The sequence below is a fragment of the Rhodanobacter thiooxydans genome, from assembly GCF_021545845.1.
Classification (GTDB): Bacteria; Pseudomonadota; Gammaproteobacteria; order Xanthomonadales; family Rhodanobacteraceae; genus Rhodanobacter.
This window is the reverse complement of record NZ_CP088923.1, coordinates 30,436-44,683: the sequence shown is the minus strand read 5'-3', so window position 1 is coordinate 44,683 and position 14,248 is coordinate 30,436. Positions and strand designations below refer to the sequence as shown.

Sequence of the window (14,248 nt, the reverse complement as noted above, 5' to 3'; positions counted from 1 at the left end):
CTCACGAAACCGTTCCTTCCGCCGGTGACGGCGCGGCGGGCGGCTTCGCCGCATCCTCCACGCTCCAGTAGGCCAGCGCCGCGGGCGGCAGCTGGGGCAGTGCCGCGCGCAGCAGCAGCGCATGCACAGCATCCTTCAATCGTGCCACGCGCAGCGCGATCCCACGAGTCTGCAGCCAGACGGCGAAATCCGCCAGCGCCTCCACGGCGGTGCCGTCCAGGTCCGGCGATTCCTCCAGGCTCAGCACCACCACGCGGATCCCGTCGCGCTCGCCGATTCGCTCGCGCGCCAGCGCCAGCGTCGGCTCCGCGTTGGCGAAGAACAGCGGTTCCTCCGGCCGCAGAATCACCATGCCGGGCTGCTCGCGCGCCGCCCGGTGCTGCTTCGTGTCGATGAAGTCGTGGCTGTCGGCGAGGCGGCCGAGCACGCTGATGCGCGGAGTCGCCAGCTGGCGCAGCAACAGCAGCAGGCTGAACGCGATCGCGAACAGCAGGCCATCCAGCACGCCCAGGGCGAGCACCGCCAGCACTGCGGCCAGCGCCACCAGCCGGTCGCGCCGCCATTGCAGGTACGGCCGGAACACCGCCAGCCGCCACGACTTGCTCACCGCGTGGATCACGATCGCCGCCAGCACCGGCTCGGGGATGCGCTCGATCCAGCGCAGGAACAGCAGCACCAGCAGCAGCACGGTGACCGCCGCCACCAGTCCGGCCAGCCGCGACTGCGCGCCGGCCGCCTCGTTCGCCGAGGTGGCCGAGTAGCCCGCGCCGACCGGCATGCCGTGGAACAGGCCCGAGACGATATTGGCCACGCCGAGCGCGACCAGGTCGCGGTTCGGCTGCACCGGATCGCCATGCTTCAAGGCAAAACTGCGGATGGCGCTGTACGACTCGGCATACAGGATCAGCATCAGCGCCGCCGCCAGCTCGACGTTCGGCAGCCACTGCGACGACTCCGGCCATGCCGGCGCCGTCCATGCCAGGGCCAGATGTACTGGCCCGACCAGCGCCACGCCCTGCCCAGCCAGCCAGCCGGAAGCGGCGATGCCGAGCACGATCGCCAGCAGGCTGCCCGGCAGGCGCCGTACCCGGCCGCACAGGAACAGCAAGCCGAGGGCAGCCGCACCTGCGGCGATCGCAGCCGGCTGCCACTGCCGGAACTGTTCGACCAGCTCGACCAGCACCCGCGCCACATCGCCGTGCCGGGTGGACACCCCGAACACGTGCGGCAACTGCTTCACCGCGATCACCCAGGCCAGGCCGAACGCGTAGCCGCGCAGCACCGGCCGCGCGATCAGGTTCGACAACGCGCCCAGCCGGGCCGCCCCGGCAAGCAGGAAGCTGCCACCCGCCAGCACCACCAGCATCGCCGCGGTAGCGAGGCGCTGCGTGCCGTCGCCGCCGGCCAGCGCCAGCGTCGCCGCTGCCAGCACCGCCGCCGAGGACGAGGTCGCCGAGACGACGGCGAAGCGGCTGCGACCGATCAGGCCGTAACAGGCCAGGCCGGCGAACAGGCCGATCACGCCGGCCTGCGGTGGCAGCCCGGCGATGCCGGCGTACGCCACCGCCTCGGGCAGCAGCAGGCCGGCGATCGACACGCCGGCCAGGACATCGACGCCGAAGGTGGAACCCGCCGCGGACGCAGGTGCCGGGCCCAGTTTCATTCGATCAGCCCGCTCCAGCCCGGCAGGTACGCCGTGTCATGGCTGTGCGCCAGCAGCAGGGCCTGCTGCAGCGCCTTCGCGCCGACCTTGCCGCCGGGCAGCTTGAGGCGGCGGCGGTAGAAATCCGCCCACAGGAACTCCGCGTACGGCGTGGCGTCCTTCGCGCAGCCGCCAGCCGTGCGCACGCGCGCGGCGAGGGTGCGGTAGGGGTCGTCGGCCATGTCAGCCAGGCTGGCCGGGATCGCGGTGTAGTCGGTGCGGGTGCCGTGCTGGTCGTACGGATGCGCCCAGCGGTTGAATTCCATCGTGCGCCAGAACACGTCCGGCTCCAGCCAGGAGAAATCGCGCTGGATCATCACCGGCACGCTGTTCACCCCCTCTTCCAGCAAGGCCAGCCCGAGGTGATGGTGGTCGACGATGTAGACGCGCTGTTTCGGCCCCAGCACACCGGGAAACCAGTGCGCCTGGATCAGCTCCTTGCGCCTCTTCCGGCCGAGCTTTTCCCATTCCGCGCGCTTGCCCGCGACCTCGGCCCGGCCCACGGTGAGCTGGGTCGGCCGCAGCTTGGCCGGGGCGATCGACAACAACGGGTGATGCAGGCCTGACGACATGGTGCGACTCCTCCGGACAGATGCCGTGCCGCCGAGCGTACCCGAGCCGGGCCGGGCCGATAAGAGCCGGCTGCGGCACGCAAGTTTCTGTGCCAACGGACGGCTATTCCATGCCGGCGTAGTAGCCGCGCATCGATTGCAGGTAGGCATCCAGATCATGGCCCACCCGGTCGTCGAACCTCTCGCCGGTCTCGGTGAGTTCGTCGATGCGGTCGGGACGGAAGTTGCGGAAATTCTCGCGCAGCCGGCACCACGTGCCGAGCGTCCACTTGCCGCCCCAGAAGGCCAGGCACAGCGGCTCGACCTCGCGCCGGCTGACGTTGCCGCCTTCATCGCTGTAGGTCATCTGCAACACCAGGCGCGCCTCGATGGCCGCATGCAGGCGGTCGATGCGAGCGGCGAACGCCAGCTTGTACTCGTCGCGCCAGACCGGCGCATAGATGCGTGTGCGCGCGGCGCGCTCGCGCAGTTCCGGCGGCAGCACCGCCTCGATCTTCAACAGCGCCGCGCGGGCGTCGCCGGCCAGCTTGTCGCCGGCGAAGGCCTGCACGAACCGCGTGCCGACCACCAGCGCCTCGAGCTCGTTCGCGGTGAACATCAGTGGCGGGATGTCCGAACCCTTGCGCAGCACATAGCCGACGCCGGCCTCGCCCTCGATCGGCACGCCGGACAACTGCAGGTCGGCGACGTCGCGGTACACGGTGCGCAGCGACACGCCCAGCGTCTGCGCGAGCGAGCGCGCCTGCAGCGCGGTGCGCCGGCCGCGCAGGGCGTGGATGATGAGGAACAGGCGATCGGCGCGGCGCATCCGCGCATAATGCCCCCAGGCGCGTCGCCGCGCCTGCGTCGCAAGTCATGGTCGTAGCAACCGCACAGCTGCATTGCGCATGTGGTCTCGAGACGACGGCTTCAGAGATGCCGCGTTTCGGCCGGTGGCGACATCCAGTTGTCGTGGCGGCCGTCGGAGAAGCGCAGCGGCGCGTCGATCAGCTCCTGCGGTTCGACGTCGTCGAGGCAGGCCAGGTTGATCGACACGTAGTCGCCGCCAATCTCTTCGATATGGCCGCGACCGAACGAACGCACGCCGCAGTGCCGGCAGAACAGGTGGTGCGCGCTGCGGGTGTTGAACTGGTAGTCCGACAGTGCCTCCTCGCCGGCCAGCAGGCGGAACGCGTCGGGCTTGATGAGCACGCCCCAGTGGCGCGTCTTGGTACAGATCGAGCAGTTGCAGCGACCGGCGCCGGCGGCGAGATCGAGGTCGGCTTCGTAGCGTACGGCGCCGCAGTGGCAGCTGCCGTGGTAGGTCCTGGTCATCGCTTGCTCCGGGGGTGGAGGATGATGGCGGTCAGTGCGGCAAGCACGGCATGCCGGCGCGCACGCGGAGCGGTGGCCACGCCCGCCGGCGCCGCCCTGGGCAGCTTGTACTGCCCATCCAGCAGCAGGCCGTTCAGATAGAGCGGGCGGTAGGCCATCAGCAGGGTTTTCAGCATCGGTTTCATGACGGGCTCCTCATGCCATCGCCACGGCTTCGCCGACACACCACGGCAGCGGCTGCGCATGCTTGAACAGGCGGTACCAGTGTTCGCGGTCGCTGGGGCTGTACAGGTCCAGCGTGCGGATCACCTCGCGGGCGAACTCCACGCTGCCCAGGTGGCTGGCGCTGATCACGCCGCCGTCGCTGACCGCCAGCACGCCGGCGTCGTACTGCTCCGCGCCGGCGTAGGCCGGCACGTGGCCGTCGATGTGTCCGGCCCAGTTGCCGGTATGCCGGCAGCGGTCGAGCAGGCCGCTGCGGGCCAGCGCCAGCACGCCGCTGTCGATCGCCGCCACCGGCGCGCCGGCGGTGTACAGCCGGCGGATCGCCGCCACCGCCTCGGCGCCCTCGCCGCGCTGCCACAGGTGGCCGCCGGGCACGATCAGCAGGGCCGCACGCTTCAGATCGAGCTGGTCCAGCGACAGCTCAGGCTGCACGGTGAGGCCGCCCATCGAGACCACCGGCGCCATCGAGAAGCCCACCGCCTGCACCTGCCAGTCGCCGGGGCGGCGGATCTCGCACAGCGCCAGCGCGGCCTGCCAGTCGGCAAAGCCGTCGAACACCAGGAAATAAACCATGTCGCGCATGTCGTGTCCCTCCGCTATGGAGGTACAGCTTGCCCGCCCCTTGCTGCCAACGTGATGTCAGCAGCCGGGCCGGATGCGGGCACGCGGGGCGCCAGGCTGGCACTGTTCAGCCGCAGCCCGGACAATGGCGCTTCCTCTTGCCATGGACCCGACATGAAACCCGTCTCGCTGATCCAGTTCCTGATCGAGGAACGCCGCGCCGGCCACATCAACGCCGAACTTTCGCTGCTGATCGAAGTGGTCGCGCGCGCCTGCAAGCGCATCGGCGTGGCCACCGGCAAGGGCGCGCTGGGCGGTGTGCTGGGCATGGCCGGCACCGCTGATTCCATCAGCATGAATATCCAGGGCGAGGCACAGAAGAAGCTGGACGTGATCTCCAACGAGATCCTCTTGGAGGCGAACGCCTGGGGCGGCCACCTCGCCGCCTGCGCCTCGGAGGAAATGGAAGACCCGCAACAGATCCCCGACGGTTACCCGAAGGGCAAGCACCTGCTGCTGTTCGATCCGCTGGACGGCAGCTCGAACATCGACGTGAACATCTCGGTCGGCACCATCTTCTCGGTGCTGCGCTGCCCGGACGGCGTCACCGAACCGAAGGCCGAACACTTCCTGCAGCCGGGCACCACCCAGCTGGCCGCCGGCTACGTGGTGTACGGGCCGTCCACCGTGCTGGTGTTGACGTTCGGCTTCGGCACCCACGAGTTCACGCTGGACCGCGAGGTGGGCAGCTTCATCTTGAGCCGGCGCGACATCCGCATTCCGGTCGAGACCGCCGAGTTCGCCATCAACATGTCGAACCAGCGCCACTGGCAGGCACCGATGCAGCGCTACATCGGCGAGCTGCTGGCCGGCAAGGAAGGCCCGCGCGGCAAGGATTTCAACATGCGCTGGGTCGCCTCGATGGTGGCCGACGTGCATCGCATCGTGACCCGCGGCGGCGTGTTCTATTACCCGCTGGACGCCAAGATCGAGAAGCAGGGCGGCAAGCTGCGCATCATGTACGAAGCCAACCCGATGGCCTTCATCATCGAGCAGGCCGGCGGCGCCGCCACCACCGGCCGCAGCCGCATCATGGAGCTGCAACCAGGCGGCCTACACCAGCGCGTGCCGGTGTTCCTCGGCTCGAAGGCCGAAGTGGAAGTGGCCACGCACTACCACCTGGAGGCCGACGGCGCGCTGGGCTGACGCTTCCTGCTCCCTCCCCTGCGCCGCAGGGGAGGGTTGGGGTGGGGTCGCTCTTCGCCCCAACGTCAAAAGCACCCCCTCCCGACCTCCCCCTGCGTTGCAGGGGGAGGAGACCAACCAAGATCGACACCGATACCCATGCCCTTCCGCCGCCTGCTCCTGCCGCTGCTTGCCACGCTCGCACTGAGCGCCTGCACGCACGCGGCGAAACCCGTGCCGCCGCCGGTCGTACCACCCGCACCGGTGAAGCTGAAGATCGGCCTCGCCCTCGGTGGCGGCGCGGCCAAGGGCTTTGCGCACATCGGCGTGATCAAGATGCTGGAAGCCAGCGGTATCCATCCGGACGTGGTCGCCGGCACCAGCGCCGGCAGCGTGGTCGGCGCGCTGTACGCCAGCGGCATGGATGCGTTCGCGCTGCAGCAGACCGCGTTCGGCCTGGACGAGGCGAAGATTCGCGACGTGCGGCTGTTCTCCGGCGGCCTGGTGCAGGGCCAGGCGCTGCAGGACTACGTCAACCAGCTGTTGCACAAGCAGCCGATCGAGCAGCTTAGGCTGCCGTTCGCCGCGGTCGCCACCGAGCTGGAAACCGGCCAGCGCGCGGTGTTCGTGCGTGGCAACACCGGCCGCGCGGTGCGCGCCTCGTCCAGCATCCCCGGCGTGTTCGAGCCGGTCGAGATCCACGGCAAGCACTACGTCGACGGCGGCGTGGTCAGCCCGATTCCGGTCGATGCGGCGCGCCAGCTCGGCGCTGACTTCGTGATCGCGGTGGACATCTCCGCCGCGCCCGACGGCAACAACCCGCAAGGCATGATGAACATCGTCGGCCAGTCGCTCACCATCATGGGCCGGCAGCTGGCCGCGCAGGAAAGCGCGCGCGCCGACGTGGTGATCCGCCCCGACCTCGCCCGCATCGGCCCCACCGATTTCGAGCAGAAGAACCAGGCCATCCTGGCCGGCGAGAAGGCCGCGCTGGCAGCGATTCCCGCGATCCGCGCCAAGCTTGCCGCGCTGGCGGCGACGCGTCAGGCGGCCGCCGCCACGCACTGAACGCCGCCGAGGGCCATGTCGTGTCGCACTTGGCGCATGCGATGCCGCGGTTGTAGCGTCGGGGTTCCCCCGCCGGACCCCCCCATGCCGAAACCTGCGCGCCTGATCCCGCCCCTGTCGCTGCTGGCCTTCGCGCTGGCATCGCCGGCCTTCGCCGCTGCGCCCGCGGTCGATCCGCGCATCGAGCAGGTACTGGCCGAGCTGGGCAAGGCGCAGGCGATCCAGGCGGTGGCGATCTCGCCGGACGGCCAACGGCTGGCGTGGGTGATCCGGCGCGAAGGCAAGCCGGCGATCGAGGTGGCGGCTGCCGACGGTCGCCACGCGCGCCGCGTGAGCGCCGCCAGCAAGCCGGGCGCATGCGCCGAATCCGGCATCGCCTGGGCGCCCGATTCGCGGCGCCTCGCCTTCATCTCCAACTGCAGCGTCGACCTGACCAGCACCAAGGCGATGCAGAACACCGTCTTCGTGGCGGACGCCGGCCACGGCGACAGCGCGGGCAACGGTTCGCCCAGGCCGCTGGCCAAGCTCGCCGGCTACGCGCATGCGCTGCAGTGGACGGCCGACGGCAAGTCGCTCGGCTTCCTCTACGTGCCCGGCGCCACCCGCCGCGCCAACGCGGTGGCCGCGGCCAAGCCGGCGGCCGGCGAGATCGGCGTGAACGGCGTGGAAGTGCAGCGCGTGGCCAGCCTCGACGTGGCCAGCGGCGCACTGCGCGAACTGACCCCGGCCAGCCTGTACGCGTACGAGTTCGACTGGTCGCCGGATGGCTCGCGCATTGCCTACACCGCAGCGCCGCCACCGGGCGACAACAACTGGTGGATCGCCAAGCTCTATGTACAGGGCGCGCAGGCCGATGCCGCCGCCAGCGTGCTGGTCGATCCGGCCAGCACCGCCAGCGGCTCGCTGCATGGTCTGCAGATCGCGCTGCCGCGCTGGTCGCCGGATGCTTCGCGGATCGCCTTCATCGGCGGCCTGATGAGCGACCAGGGCGCCACCGGCGGCGACATCTATGCGGTGCCGGCTGGCGGCGGCGCGCTGGTCGACCTCACGCCCGACATCAAGCTCACGCCGAGCTGGCTGCGCTGGACTTCACCGCAGGCGATGCTGGTCAGCCAGGTCGACAACGGCCGGAGCCAGCTGGCCGATTACGCCGTGTCGGCCACGCGCGCCGAGCAGCAGCGCGTGCATTTCACCGTGCCGGCCAGCATCGGCGACGGCAGCGCGTCGATGGCGATGTCGCTGTCGGCCGACCTCACGCGCATCGCGTTCGTGCAGAACTCGTACGCCACCGCCAGCGAAGTGCATGCCGGCGCGCTGCGTGATGCACCGCCGCCGGCGGTGACCTCGTTCAACGCCGGGCTCAAGCCATCGTGGGGCAAGGCCGAGTCGGTGGAGTGGAACAACGAAGGTTTCCACGTGCAGGGCTGGCTGTTGTATCCGGCGAACTACGACGCGAAGAAGCGCTACCCGATGATCGTGGTGGTGCACGGCGGCCCGTCGAGCGCGGTGATCCCGCGCTGGCCGGGCATCGGTTACGGCGGCGCGCCACTGTCCGCACTGGGCTACTTCGTGTTCATGCCGAACCCGCGCGGCAGCTTCGGCCAGGGCGAGCAGTACGTGCAGGCGAACCGCAAGGACTTCGGTTACGGCGACCTGCGCGACATCCTCGCCGGGGTCGACGCGGTGGAGAAGAAGGTGCCCGTCGATGACCACCGGCTCGGCCTTACCGGCTGGAGCTACGGCGGCTTCATGAGCATGTTCGCACCCACCCAGACCCAGCGCTTCCGCGCCGTGGTGGCCGGCGCCGGCATCGCCAACTGGCAGAGCTACTACGGCCAGAACCTGATCGACCAGTGGATGCCGCCGTTCTTCGGCGCCAGCGTGTACGACGACCCGGCGGTGTACGCGAAGAGCTCGGCGATCAACCTCATCAAGCAGGTGAGGACGCCGATGCTGATCGTGGTCGGCGACCGCGACGCCGAATGCCCCGCGCCGCAGTCGTTCGAGATGTGGCACGCGCTGCGCGCGCAGGGCGTGCCCACCTCGCTGGTGGTCTACCCCAACGAAGGCCACCACTTCGTCGACCCCATCCACCAGCGCGATGTGCTGCAGCGCGCACTGGACTGGTTTGGAAAGTACCTTCCGGCGTCGGAATGACGGCGGGCTGACCCCCGGCACGACCGCGCCGTGTTGCCCCGCGCCGACCGTCACGCTTGACAGCATTCATGTGTATTGCTGTACTGATACACATGGATGCATCATTGCTCAACATACAACCCGCCGCCAGCGAGCCGATCTATCGGCAGATCGTCGAGCAGCTGCGCCGGCTGATCGCCGGTGGTCAGCTGACGCCCGGCGAACTGCTGCCGTCGGTACGCGAGGTGGCTGCGTTCCATGTGATCAACCCGATGACGGTGTCGCGTGCCTACGGCATCGCCGAAGGCGAAGGTCTGCTCGAACGCCTGCGCGGCAAGGGCATGGCCGTGGCCGCCACGCGCCGTGCCGGCCAGACCGAACACCAGCGCCTCGCCCTGCTCGAACCACAGCTGCAGGCGCTGGCTCGCCATGCCCATGAACTCGAACTGCCAGCCGAGCCGGTGCTGCGGCGGCTGACCAAACTGCTGGGAGATTGAGATGAACGCCATGCTTCGCGAAACGGAATCCGCCATCGTCCCGTTGGCCGTGCACGGCCTGCACCACAGTTACGGCGGCAGCCAGGCCCTCGACGGCGTCGACCTTGCGTTGCAGCCGGGTAGTGTGCTCGGCCTGGTCGGCCGCAACGGTGCCGGCAAATCCACGCTGATCCGCATCATGCTGGGCCTGCTGCAGCCGCAGGCCGGTGAGGCGCGCGTATTCGGCGCGCCGGCGCTGCGACTGGGCGACGAAACCAAGGCGCGTATCGGCTATGTGCCGCAGCAGCCGGAGGCGCTCGCCTGGCTCAGCGCGCGGCAGATGCTCGATTTCGTCGGCCGCTTCTACCCGCGCTGGGACGCGGCATTCGTGCGGCATACGCTGGAGCGCTGGCAGATCCCGGTCGACAAGCTGCTGGCCAAGCTGTCACCGGGCGAACGCCAGCGCGTGGACCTGATCCGCGCACTGGCCTCGCAGCCGGAGCTGCTGGTGCTGGACGAACCGGCTGCCGCGCTCGACCCGGTCGCCCGCCGTGAACTGCTGCGCGAAGTGGCGCTGCGCGCCGGCGAGTCCGGCGCCACCGTGCTGTTCTCCACCCATATCGTGTCGGACCTGGAACGCGCCGCCTCGGACGTGGCCTTCCTGCACCGCGGCAAACTGCTGTTCCGCTGCGGCGTGGACGACAGCAAGGAACGCTACGCCCGGCTATGGCTGCCGGCGCGGATGAGCGCCGCCGCTCCGCAAGCCAGCCTCAGCCGGCGCCGGCATGACGATGGCAGCCTCAGCCTGGTGGTGGAACGCGATGCCGACGGCCGCTGGCCGGAAGCCGCCAACCTGACCGGTGCCCGCATTGATGCGCTGGGCCTGGAGGATCTGTTCGTGGAGATCGCCGAATGAATCCCGTACGTCTGTTGCAGCTCCCCTGGTACGCGGGACACCGTTCGCTGCGCTGGATGACCGTGCTGATCTTCGCGCTGTGCTGCGGCGGCGCGCTGGCGATCGCCCTGTTCGGCGATGGACCGAGAGCCTGGCTTGGCGCCACCATGCTGTATGGCGTCGGCCTGTTCTTCCTGTGCACGTTCTTCCTGCCGCTCGGCCTGCTGCTGGGGATCGACGCCCGGCTGTTGCGCGTGCCCGGCGTGCAGCGGCTGATCCCTGCCAGCGTGTTGCTGTACGGCGCGCTCGGCCTCGCCCTGCCGCTGGCCGTGCTGGCCTCGGTCGGACAGCCGCTGCTGCCGGCGTTCGCGCTGCTGGCCGTGGCGGGCACCGGCGGACTGCTGTTCGCGCTGACGCCACGCTATCTCGCCGTGATGATCGGCCTGACCCCCTCGCTGCTGAACCAGCTCTGGCGCCACTTCGCGCTGCCCGGGCTCACCGACCCGCGCATGGTCGGGGCGCTGTTGCTGCTGATCCCGATGCTGCTGCTGCTGATTGCTTGGCGCTGGCAGCGATTGCTGCGTACGAGCGACGGCCAACCCGGCGGCTGGACCTCGCCAATGGTGCTGCAATACCGCAGCGGCAGCTGGGGTTACTGGGGGCAGATCGGCTCGTCACAGCGGCTGCGCCAGCGGCCGGACTGGCTGCGGCCCAGCATCGATCTCGACGGCGCCGGCCCGGCCCGGCCGCGCCGCGCCTTGCGGGTGGCGCTGGGCGGCTGGTACCTGCCGCAAAGCGTGCCCAGCTACGTGCGGCAGCTGGGAATCAGCCTGGCGATCGGCGCAACGCCCGTGCTGCTGATCCTGCTGCTCGGCTATCTCGGCCGGCATGACCGCAACAACGTGGAGCTGCTGCAAGGCAGCCTGATCGGCATCCTCGCCATGTTCGGCGCACTGGCCGGACCGATGATCAGTGCGCTCAGCCTGCTGTGGCTGGGCAAGCGCTGGCAGCGGGCGAACGGCGAACTCCCGCTGCTGGCCCTGCTGCCCGGGCTGGGCGACCGCAGCCAGCTTCGCCGCCAGTTACTGCGCGCCGTGTTCGGCCTGCCGCTGCTGCTGCATGCGCTGACGCTGGCGCTGATCGGCCTCGGCATGGTGTTCTGGCACGACCATGCTGCAATGCTGTCATTCCTGCTGCTGACCCAGCTCGGTTCGACCGCGATCACCGTGGCCGCCCTGCTCAACCTGCTCGGCGGACGCGCGCTGTCGATATGGAGCGCCGGCGCGCTGCTGGCGATCGCATTCGCGCTGACCCTGCTCAGCCTGGTGCTGCCGACGATGGCCTGGGGCAGCCGCCCGGTAGCCAGCGCGGCAAGCACGCTGCCGCCATTGGTGCTGGCCTGGCTGCTGTTTGGGGCGGCCTTGCTGTGGCTGGGTTGGCGGGGCTGGCACGGGCTGCGGAAGCTGCCTCACCCGTTCCTTGCCCGGCCCTGAAGCCCGCCGCGGATGGACGTCCAGGCGTCCATCGCGTGGATCAGAACAGTTCCCCCTGCGGCGACGGCTTGCGCGGCGGCACGAAGCGCGAAGTGTCAAGTTGCAGCTCGCGGGCGCGGCCGAGACCGTGCTTGCGGCAGGCGAGCTCGAAGCGCTTGCGCAGCAGGTCGGCGAACACGCCCTGGCCGCGCATGCGGGTGCGGAAGTCCGAGTCGTAGTCGCGGCCGCCGTTCATCTGCTGCACCAGGCTCATCACGTGCTCGGCGCGCTGCGGGGCGTGCAGGGCGAGCCATTCGCGGAACAATGCTTTCAGCTCCCACGGCAGGCGCAGCACGGTGTAGCCGGCGCAGCGAGCGCCGGCGGCGTGGGCGCGTTCAAGCACGGCTTCCATGTCCCTGTCGTTGAGCGCCGGGATGATCGGCGCCACCAGCACGCCCACCGGCACGCCGGCGTCGGCCAGCGCGGCGACGGTCTTGAGGCGGCGGTGCGGCGCGCTGGCGCGCGGTTCGAGCTTGGCGGCCAGCTGGTTATCCAGCGAGTTGACCGAGACGAAGACCTGCACGAGGTTCGCGCGCGCCATCTCCGCCAGGATGTCGAGGTCGCGTTCCACCAGCGCGTTCTTGGTGACGAGGGTGCAGGGGTGGCGGCACTCGGCCAGCACTTCCAATGCGGCGCGGGTGAGCCGCCACTTCTTCTCGATCGGCTGGTAGGGGTCGGTGTTGCTGCCGATGTTGATCGGCTTCGGGCTGTAGCCGGATTTCGCCAGTTCGGTGCGCAGCACTTCGGCGAGGTTGCCCTTGGCGCGGATCTTCGTTTCGAAGTCCAGCCCGGGCGAGAGATTGAGATAGCCGTGGCTGGGTCGTGCGAAACAATAAACACATCCGTGCTCGCAGCCGCGATACGGATTCAGCGCCTGCTCGAAGGCGATGTCGGGCGAGTCGTTGCGGGTGATCACGCTCTTCGCGCGTTCCTCGGTGACCTCCGTGCGCGGGCGCGGGGCAGCTTCATCCAGCAGCGCGCTTTGCCAACCGTCGTCCTCGGCGTGGTGGCGGATCGATTCGAAGCGGCCCTCCGGATTGGAGGCGGCGCCGCGACCCTTGTGCACGCGGACGGTGGGAAGCGATGACGATGGCGGCAGCTCGTCCATCGGCGCAGTGTCGCGCCACGGGGTCTCAGCCGTCGCGACATCCTGGCGCGGGCGTGACGGGCCGCGCACCCGGCGCAACGCGGCGACGCTAAGATGCGGCCATCCGCCGCCGCCGGTGGCGCTTCGACCTGTCGAGGCCTATCTCATGCGCTGGCTGTTGCTCGCCTCCACCGTATTCGCGTTCGCGCTGTGCTTCACCCGCCAGGGCGCCGGCGCCTGGGGCTTCTGGCTGTTGGTCGGACTGGCCGGCGTCTTCGCCACCACGCTGGCCTTCGTGCAGGTGCGCATCGCCGGCAACGCGCGCGGGGACAGCCTGTCCGAGTACGACCTGAAGCGGCTGCGCGAGGGCAAAGACCCGCTGAAGCACGATCGCCTGGCTCGATAAGCGCGCGACGGGTAGGAGATTCTATGTTGTTGGTCAAGCCATCTGATGCGCCTTGGCGCGGTAGTTGGACTGGTTTTTGAGCAGCGCGAAGGCGATACGTGCGAGTTTGCGTCCGAGCGCGACCAGCGCCTGGATGCGGGTCAAGCCACGTGCCATGGCACGCTCGTAGAAGGGTTTCCAGGTGGACGATCGACAAGCGGTCATGGCGGCCATGTAAAGCAACCGGCGCAGTTCCGGGTCCCCTTTCTTGGTCAGCTTGCGTCGTCCGCTGAAGGTGCCTGACTCGCGGACACGGACGTCCATGCCGATGAAGGCGATGTAGGCATCGGCGCTCTTGAAGGCGCCGCGGTGGAAGATCAGGGTCAGGGCGGCGGCGGTGACGGGGCCGATCCCCTCGATCCCCTCACAGCGTCGTGCGTCGGCGTTCCAGCCTTGATGCAGCAGTGCCTTCTGCACGCGTTGGTCGATGAGGTGCTGCAGGTGGGCCATCTTGGCCAGCATGGCGCGCGTGGAGGTCTTTAGCTCCGGCAGGCATTGCAGGCTCTGACGCAAGGTCGTTTGTGCCTGAACCAGCACGGCGCGACGGCGCAGTAGACGCTGGACCGTGGCATAGCCCGCTGGCGGCGGGGTCCACGCCCGCAGATCGCTCTTTTCATGCGTGAGGTAGCGCAATAGCAAGGCGGCGTCCGACGCATCGGTCTTGGCTCGTCCGCCGATGCTTTCGCGGTAGCGCTTCAGCCGCAGGCCATCAATCACGTAGATCGAATGCCCCAACGCGTGAGCCCGCTCGACCAGCAGGACGTGAAAGACGTTGGTCGCTTCCACCGCCAGGCACACGGGGCCGGCCAGCGTCTTGAGGTAGCGGTCGATCGCCTTGCGTTCATTGCTCAACTTCACCACATCCGACGACCAGGACTGGCGAATCACCAGCTCCGCCTTGGCCACATCGGCGCCAATCAATCGAGCTTCAACATGCATTGCCATGAGGGGTTCTCCCGGGTAGCTTTCAGGGCGCTTGCCGGGAACTCACCTGCGCTGGCTTGCCACAAATCGTCGGTCCCAAAGGCCGATAGATTCCTTATTGGCGCT

General features: G+C 69.2%; 15 protein-coding genes. 7 read left to right on the top strand and 8 right to left on the bottom strand.

Features of this window, described 5'->3' with window-relative positions:
• Position 1: 1 nt before the first annotated feature.
• The 6 genes from LRK53_RS00170 to LRK53_RS00145 form a co-directional block, all read right to left on the bottom strand.
• On the bottom strand, positions 2 to 1,663 hold the full coding sequence (locus LRK53_RS00170; RefSeq protein ID WP_027491518.1) for a SulP family inorganic anion transporter: 1,662 nt from the start codon (positions 1,661 to 1,663) through the stop codon (positions 2 to 4).
• Complete coding sequence (locus LRK53_RS00165) at positions 1,660 to 2,274, bottom strand: ParB-like protein (protein ID WP_027491517.1); 615 nt, start codon at positions 2,272 to 2,274, stop codon at positions 1,660 to 1,662. The genes LRK53_RS00170 and LRK53_RS00165 overlap by 4 nt, the downstream gene beginning before the upstream one ends.
• 103 nt (positions 2,275 to 2,377) lie before the next feature.
• Positions 2,378 to 3,082 (bottom strand): helix-turn-helix transcriptional regulator, encoded by a 705-nt coding sequence (locus LRK53_RS00160; RefSeq protein ID WP_027491516.1) that lies wholly within the window; start codon positions 3,080 to 3,082, stop codon positions 2,378 to 2,380.
• Between the two features lie 101 nt (positions 3,083 to 3,183).
• A complete protein-coding gene (locus LRK53_RS00155) occupies positions 3,184 to 3,588 on the bottom strand; it encodes a GFA family protein (protein ID WP_027491515.1) in 405 nt (134 codons plus the stop codon).
• On the bottom strand, positions 3,585 to 3,773 hold the full coding sequence (locus tag LRK53_RS00150; protein ID WP_027491514.1) for a hypothetical protein: 189 nt from the start codon (positions 3,771 to 3,773) through the stop codon (positions 3,585 to 3,587). The genes LRK53_RS00155 and LRK53_RS00150 overlap by 4 nt, the downstream gene beginning before the upstream one ends.
• Before the next feature lie 10 nt (positions 3,774 to 3,783).
• The gene (locus tag LRK53_RS00145) at positions 3,784 to 4,395 is read right to left on the bottom strand and encodes a DJ-1/PfpI family protein (RefSeq protein WP_027491513.1); all 612 of its coding nucleotides are present in this window, start codon (positions 4,393 to 4,395) and stop codon (positions 3,784 to 3,786) included.
• 153 nt (positions 4,396 to 4,548) lie between these two features.
• Here LRK53_RS00145 and LRK53_RS00140 point away from each other — a divergent pair, with 153 nt between their 5' ends.
• From LRK53_RS00140 to LRK53_RS00115, 6 genes are all read left to right on the top strand, one after another.
• Complete coding sequence (locus LRK53_RS00140; protein ID WP_027491512.1) at positions 4,549 to 5,580, top strand: class 1 fructose-bisphosphatase; 1,032 nt, start codon at positions 4,549 to 4,551, stop codon at positions 5,578 to 5,580.
• A 138-nt stretch (positions 5,581 to 5,718) separates the two neighbouring features.
• The gene (locus tag LRK53_RS00135; RefSeq protein ID WP_027491511.1) at positions 5,719 to 6,627 is read left to right on the top strand and encodes a patatin-like phospholipase family protein; all 909 of its coding nucleotides are present in this window, start codon (positions 5,719 to 5,721) and stop codon (positions 6,625 to 6,627) included.
• Between the two features lie 84 nt (positions 6,628 to 6,711).
• Positions 6,712 to 8,784, top strand: coding sequence for an alpha/beta hydrolase family protein (locus LRK53_RS00130; RefSeq protein WP_235642430.1), 2,073 nt, complete (start codon positions 6,712 to 6,714; stop codon positions 8,782 to 8,784).
• A 92-nt stretch (positions 8,785 to 8,876) separates the two neighbouring features.
• Positions 8,877 to 9,260 (top strand): GntR family transcriptional regulator, encoded by a 384-nt coding sequence (locus LRK53_RS00125; RefSeq protein ID WP_027491687.1) that lies wholly within the window; start codon positions 8,877 to 8,879, stop codon positions 9,258 to 9,260.
• Position 9,261: 1 nt separating this feature from the next.
• Entirely contained in the window at positions 9,262 to 10,155 is an 894-nt protein-coding gene (locus tag LRK53_RS00120) for an ABC transporter ATP-binding protein (RefSeq protein WP_027491686.1), read from the top strand.
• Positions 10,152 to 11,627 carry a hypothetical protein gene (locus tag LRK53_RS00115; protein WP_027491685.1) on the top strand — a complete coding sequence of 492 codons (1,476 nt, stop codon included), beginning with the start codon at positions 10,152 to 10,154 and terminating at the stop codon, positions 11,625 to 11,627. The genes LRK53_RS00120 and LRK53_RS00115 overlap by 4 nt, the downstream gene beginning before the upstream one ends.
• A gap of 40 nt (positions 11,628 to 11,667) precedes the next feature.
• On the opposite strand, the gene LRK53_RS00110 is transcribed toward LRK53_RS00115, so the two are convergent.
• Entirely contained in the window at positions 11,668 to 12,774 is a 1,107-nt protein-coding gene (locus tag LRK53_RS00110) for a PA0069 family radical SAM protein (RefSeq protein WP_235642429.1), read from the bottom strand.
• A gap of 145 nt (positions 12,775 to 12,919) precedes the next feature.
• On the opposite strand from LRK53_RS00110, the gene LRK53_RS00105 reads away from it, so the two are divergent.
• Positions 12,920 to 13,159 (top strand): hypothetical protein, encoded by a 240-nt coding sequence (locus tag LRK53_RS00105; protein ID WP_027491704.1) that lies wholly within the window; start codon positions 12,920 to 12,922, stop codon positions 13,157 to 13,159.
• 33 nt (positions 13,160 to 13,192) lie between these two features.
• On the opposite strand, the gene LRK53_RS00100 is transcribed toward LRK53_RS00105, so the two are convergent.
• Complete coding sequence (locus LRK53_RS00100) at positions 13,193 to 14,104, bottom strand: IS110 family RNA-guided transposase (protein WP_235642183.1); 912 nt, start codon at positions 14,102 to 14,104, stop codon at positions 13,193 to 13,195.
• Between the last annotated feature and the right edge of the window lie 144 nt (positions 14,105 to 14,248).

What these genes read in the sequence shown, in the direction of transcription:
- LRK53_RS00170 (WP_027491518.1), bottom strand. Translation starts at nt 1,663, where the DNA reads ATGAAACTGGGCCCGGCACCTGCGTCCGCGGCGGGTTCCACCTTCGGC.
- LRK53_RS00165 (WP_027491517.1), bottom strand. Translation starts at nt 2,274, where the DNA reads ATGTCGTCAGGCCTGCATCACCCGTTGTTGTCGATCGCCCCGGCCAAG.
- LRK53_RS00160 (WP_027491516.1), bottom strand. Translation starts at nt 3,082, where the DNA reads ATGCGCCGCGCCGATCGCCTGTTCCTCATCATCCACGCCCTGCGCGGC.
- LRK53_RS00155 (WP_027491515.1), bottom strand. Translation starts at nt 3,588, where the DNA reads ATGACCAGGACCTACCACGGCAGCTGCCACTGCGGCGCCGTACGCTAC.
- LRK53_RS00150 (WP_027491514.1), bottom strand. Translation starts at nt 3,773, where the DNA reads ATGAAACCGATGCTGAAAACCCTGCTGATGGCCTACCGCCCGCTCTAT.
- LRK53_RS00145 (WP_027491513.1), bottom strand. Translation starts at nt 4,395, where the DNA reads ATGCGCGACATGGTTTATTTCCTGGTGTTCGACGGCTTTGCCGACTGG.
- LRK53_RS00140 (WP_027491512.1), top strand. Translation starts at nt 4,549, where the DNA reads ATGAAACCCGTCTCGCTGATCCAGTTCCTGATCGAGGAACGCCGCGCC.
- LRK53_RS00135 (WP_027491511.1), top strand. Translation starts at nt 5,719, where the DNA reads ATGCCCTTCCGCCGCCTGCTCCTGCCGCTGCTTGCCACGCTCGCACTG.
- LRK53_RS00130 (WP_235642430.1), top strand. Translation starts at nt 6,712, where the DNA reads ATGCCGAAACCTGCGCGCCTGATCCCGCCCCTGTCGCTGCTGGCCTTC.
- LRK53_RS00125 (WP_027491687.1), top strand. Translation starts at nt 8,877, where the DNA reads ATGGATGCATCATTGCTCAACATACAACCCGCCGCCAGCGAGCCGATC.
- LRK53_RS00120 (WP_027491686.1), top strand. Translation starts at nt 9,262, where the DNA reads ATGAACGCCATGCTTCGCGAAACGGAATCCGCCATCGTCCCGTTGGCC.
- LRK53_RS00115 (WP_027491685.1), top strand. Translation starts at nt 10,152, where the DNA reads ATGAATCCCGTACGTCTGTTGCAGCTCCCCTGGTACGCGGGACACCGT.
- LRK53_RS00110 (WP_235642429.1), bottom strand. Translation starts at nt 12,774, where the DNA reads ATGGACGAGCTGCCGCCATCGTCATCGCTTCCCACCGTCCGCGTGCAC.
- LRK53_RS00105 (WP_027491704.1), top strand. Translation starts at nt 12,920, where the DNA reads ATGCGCTGGCTGTTGCTCGCCTCCACCGTATTCGCGTTCGCGCTGTGC.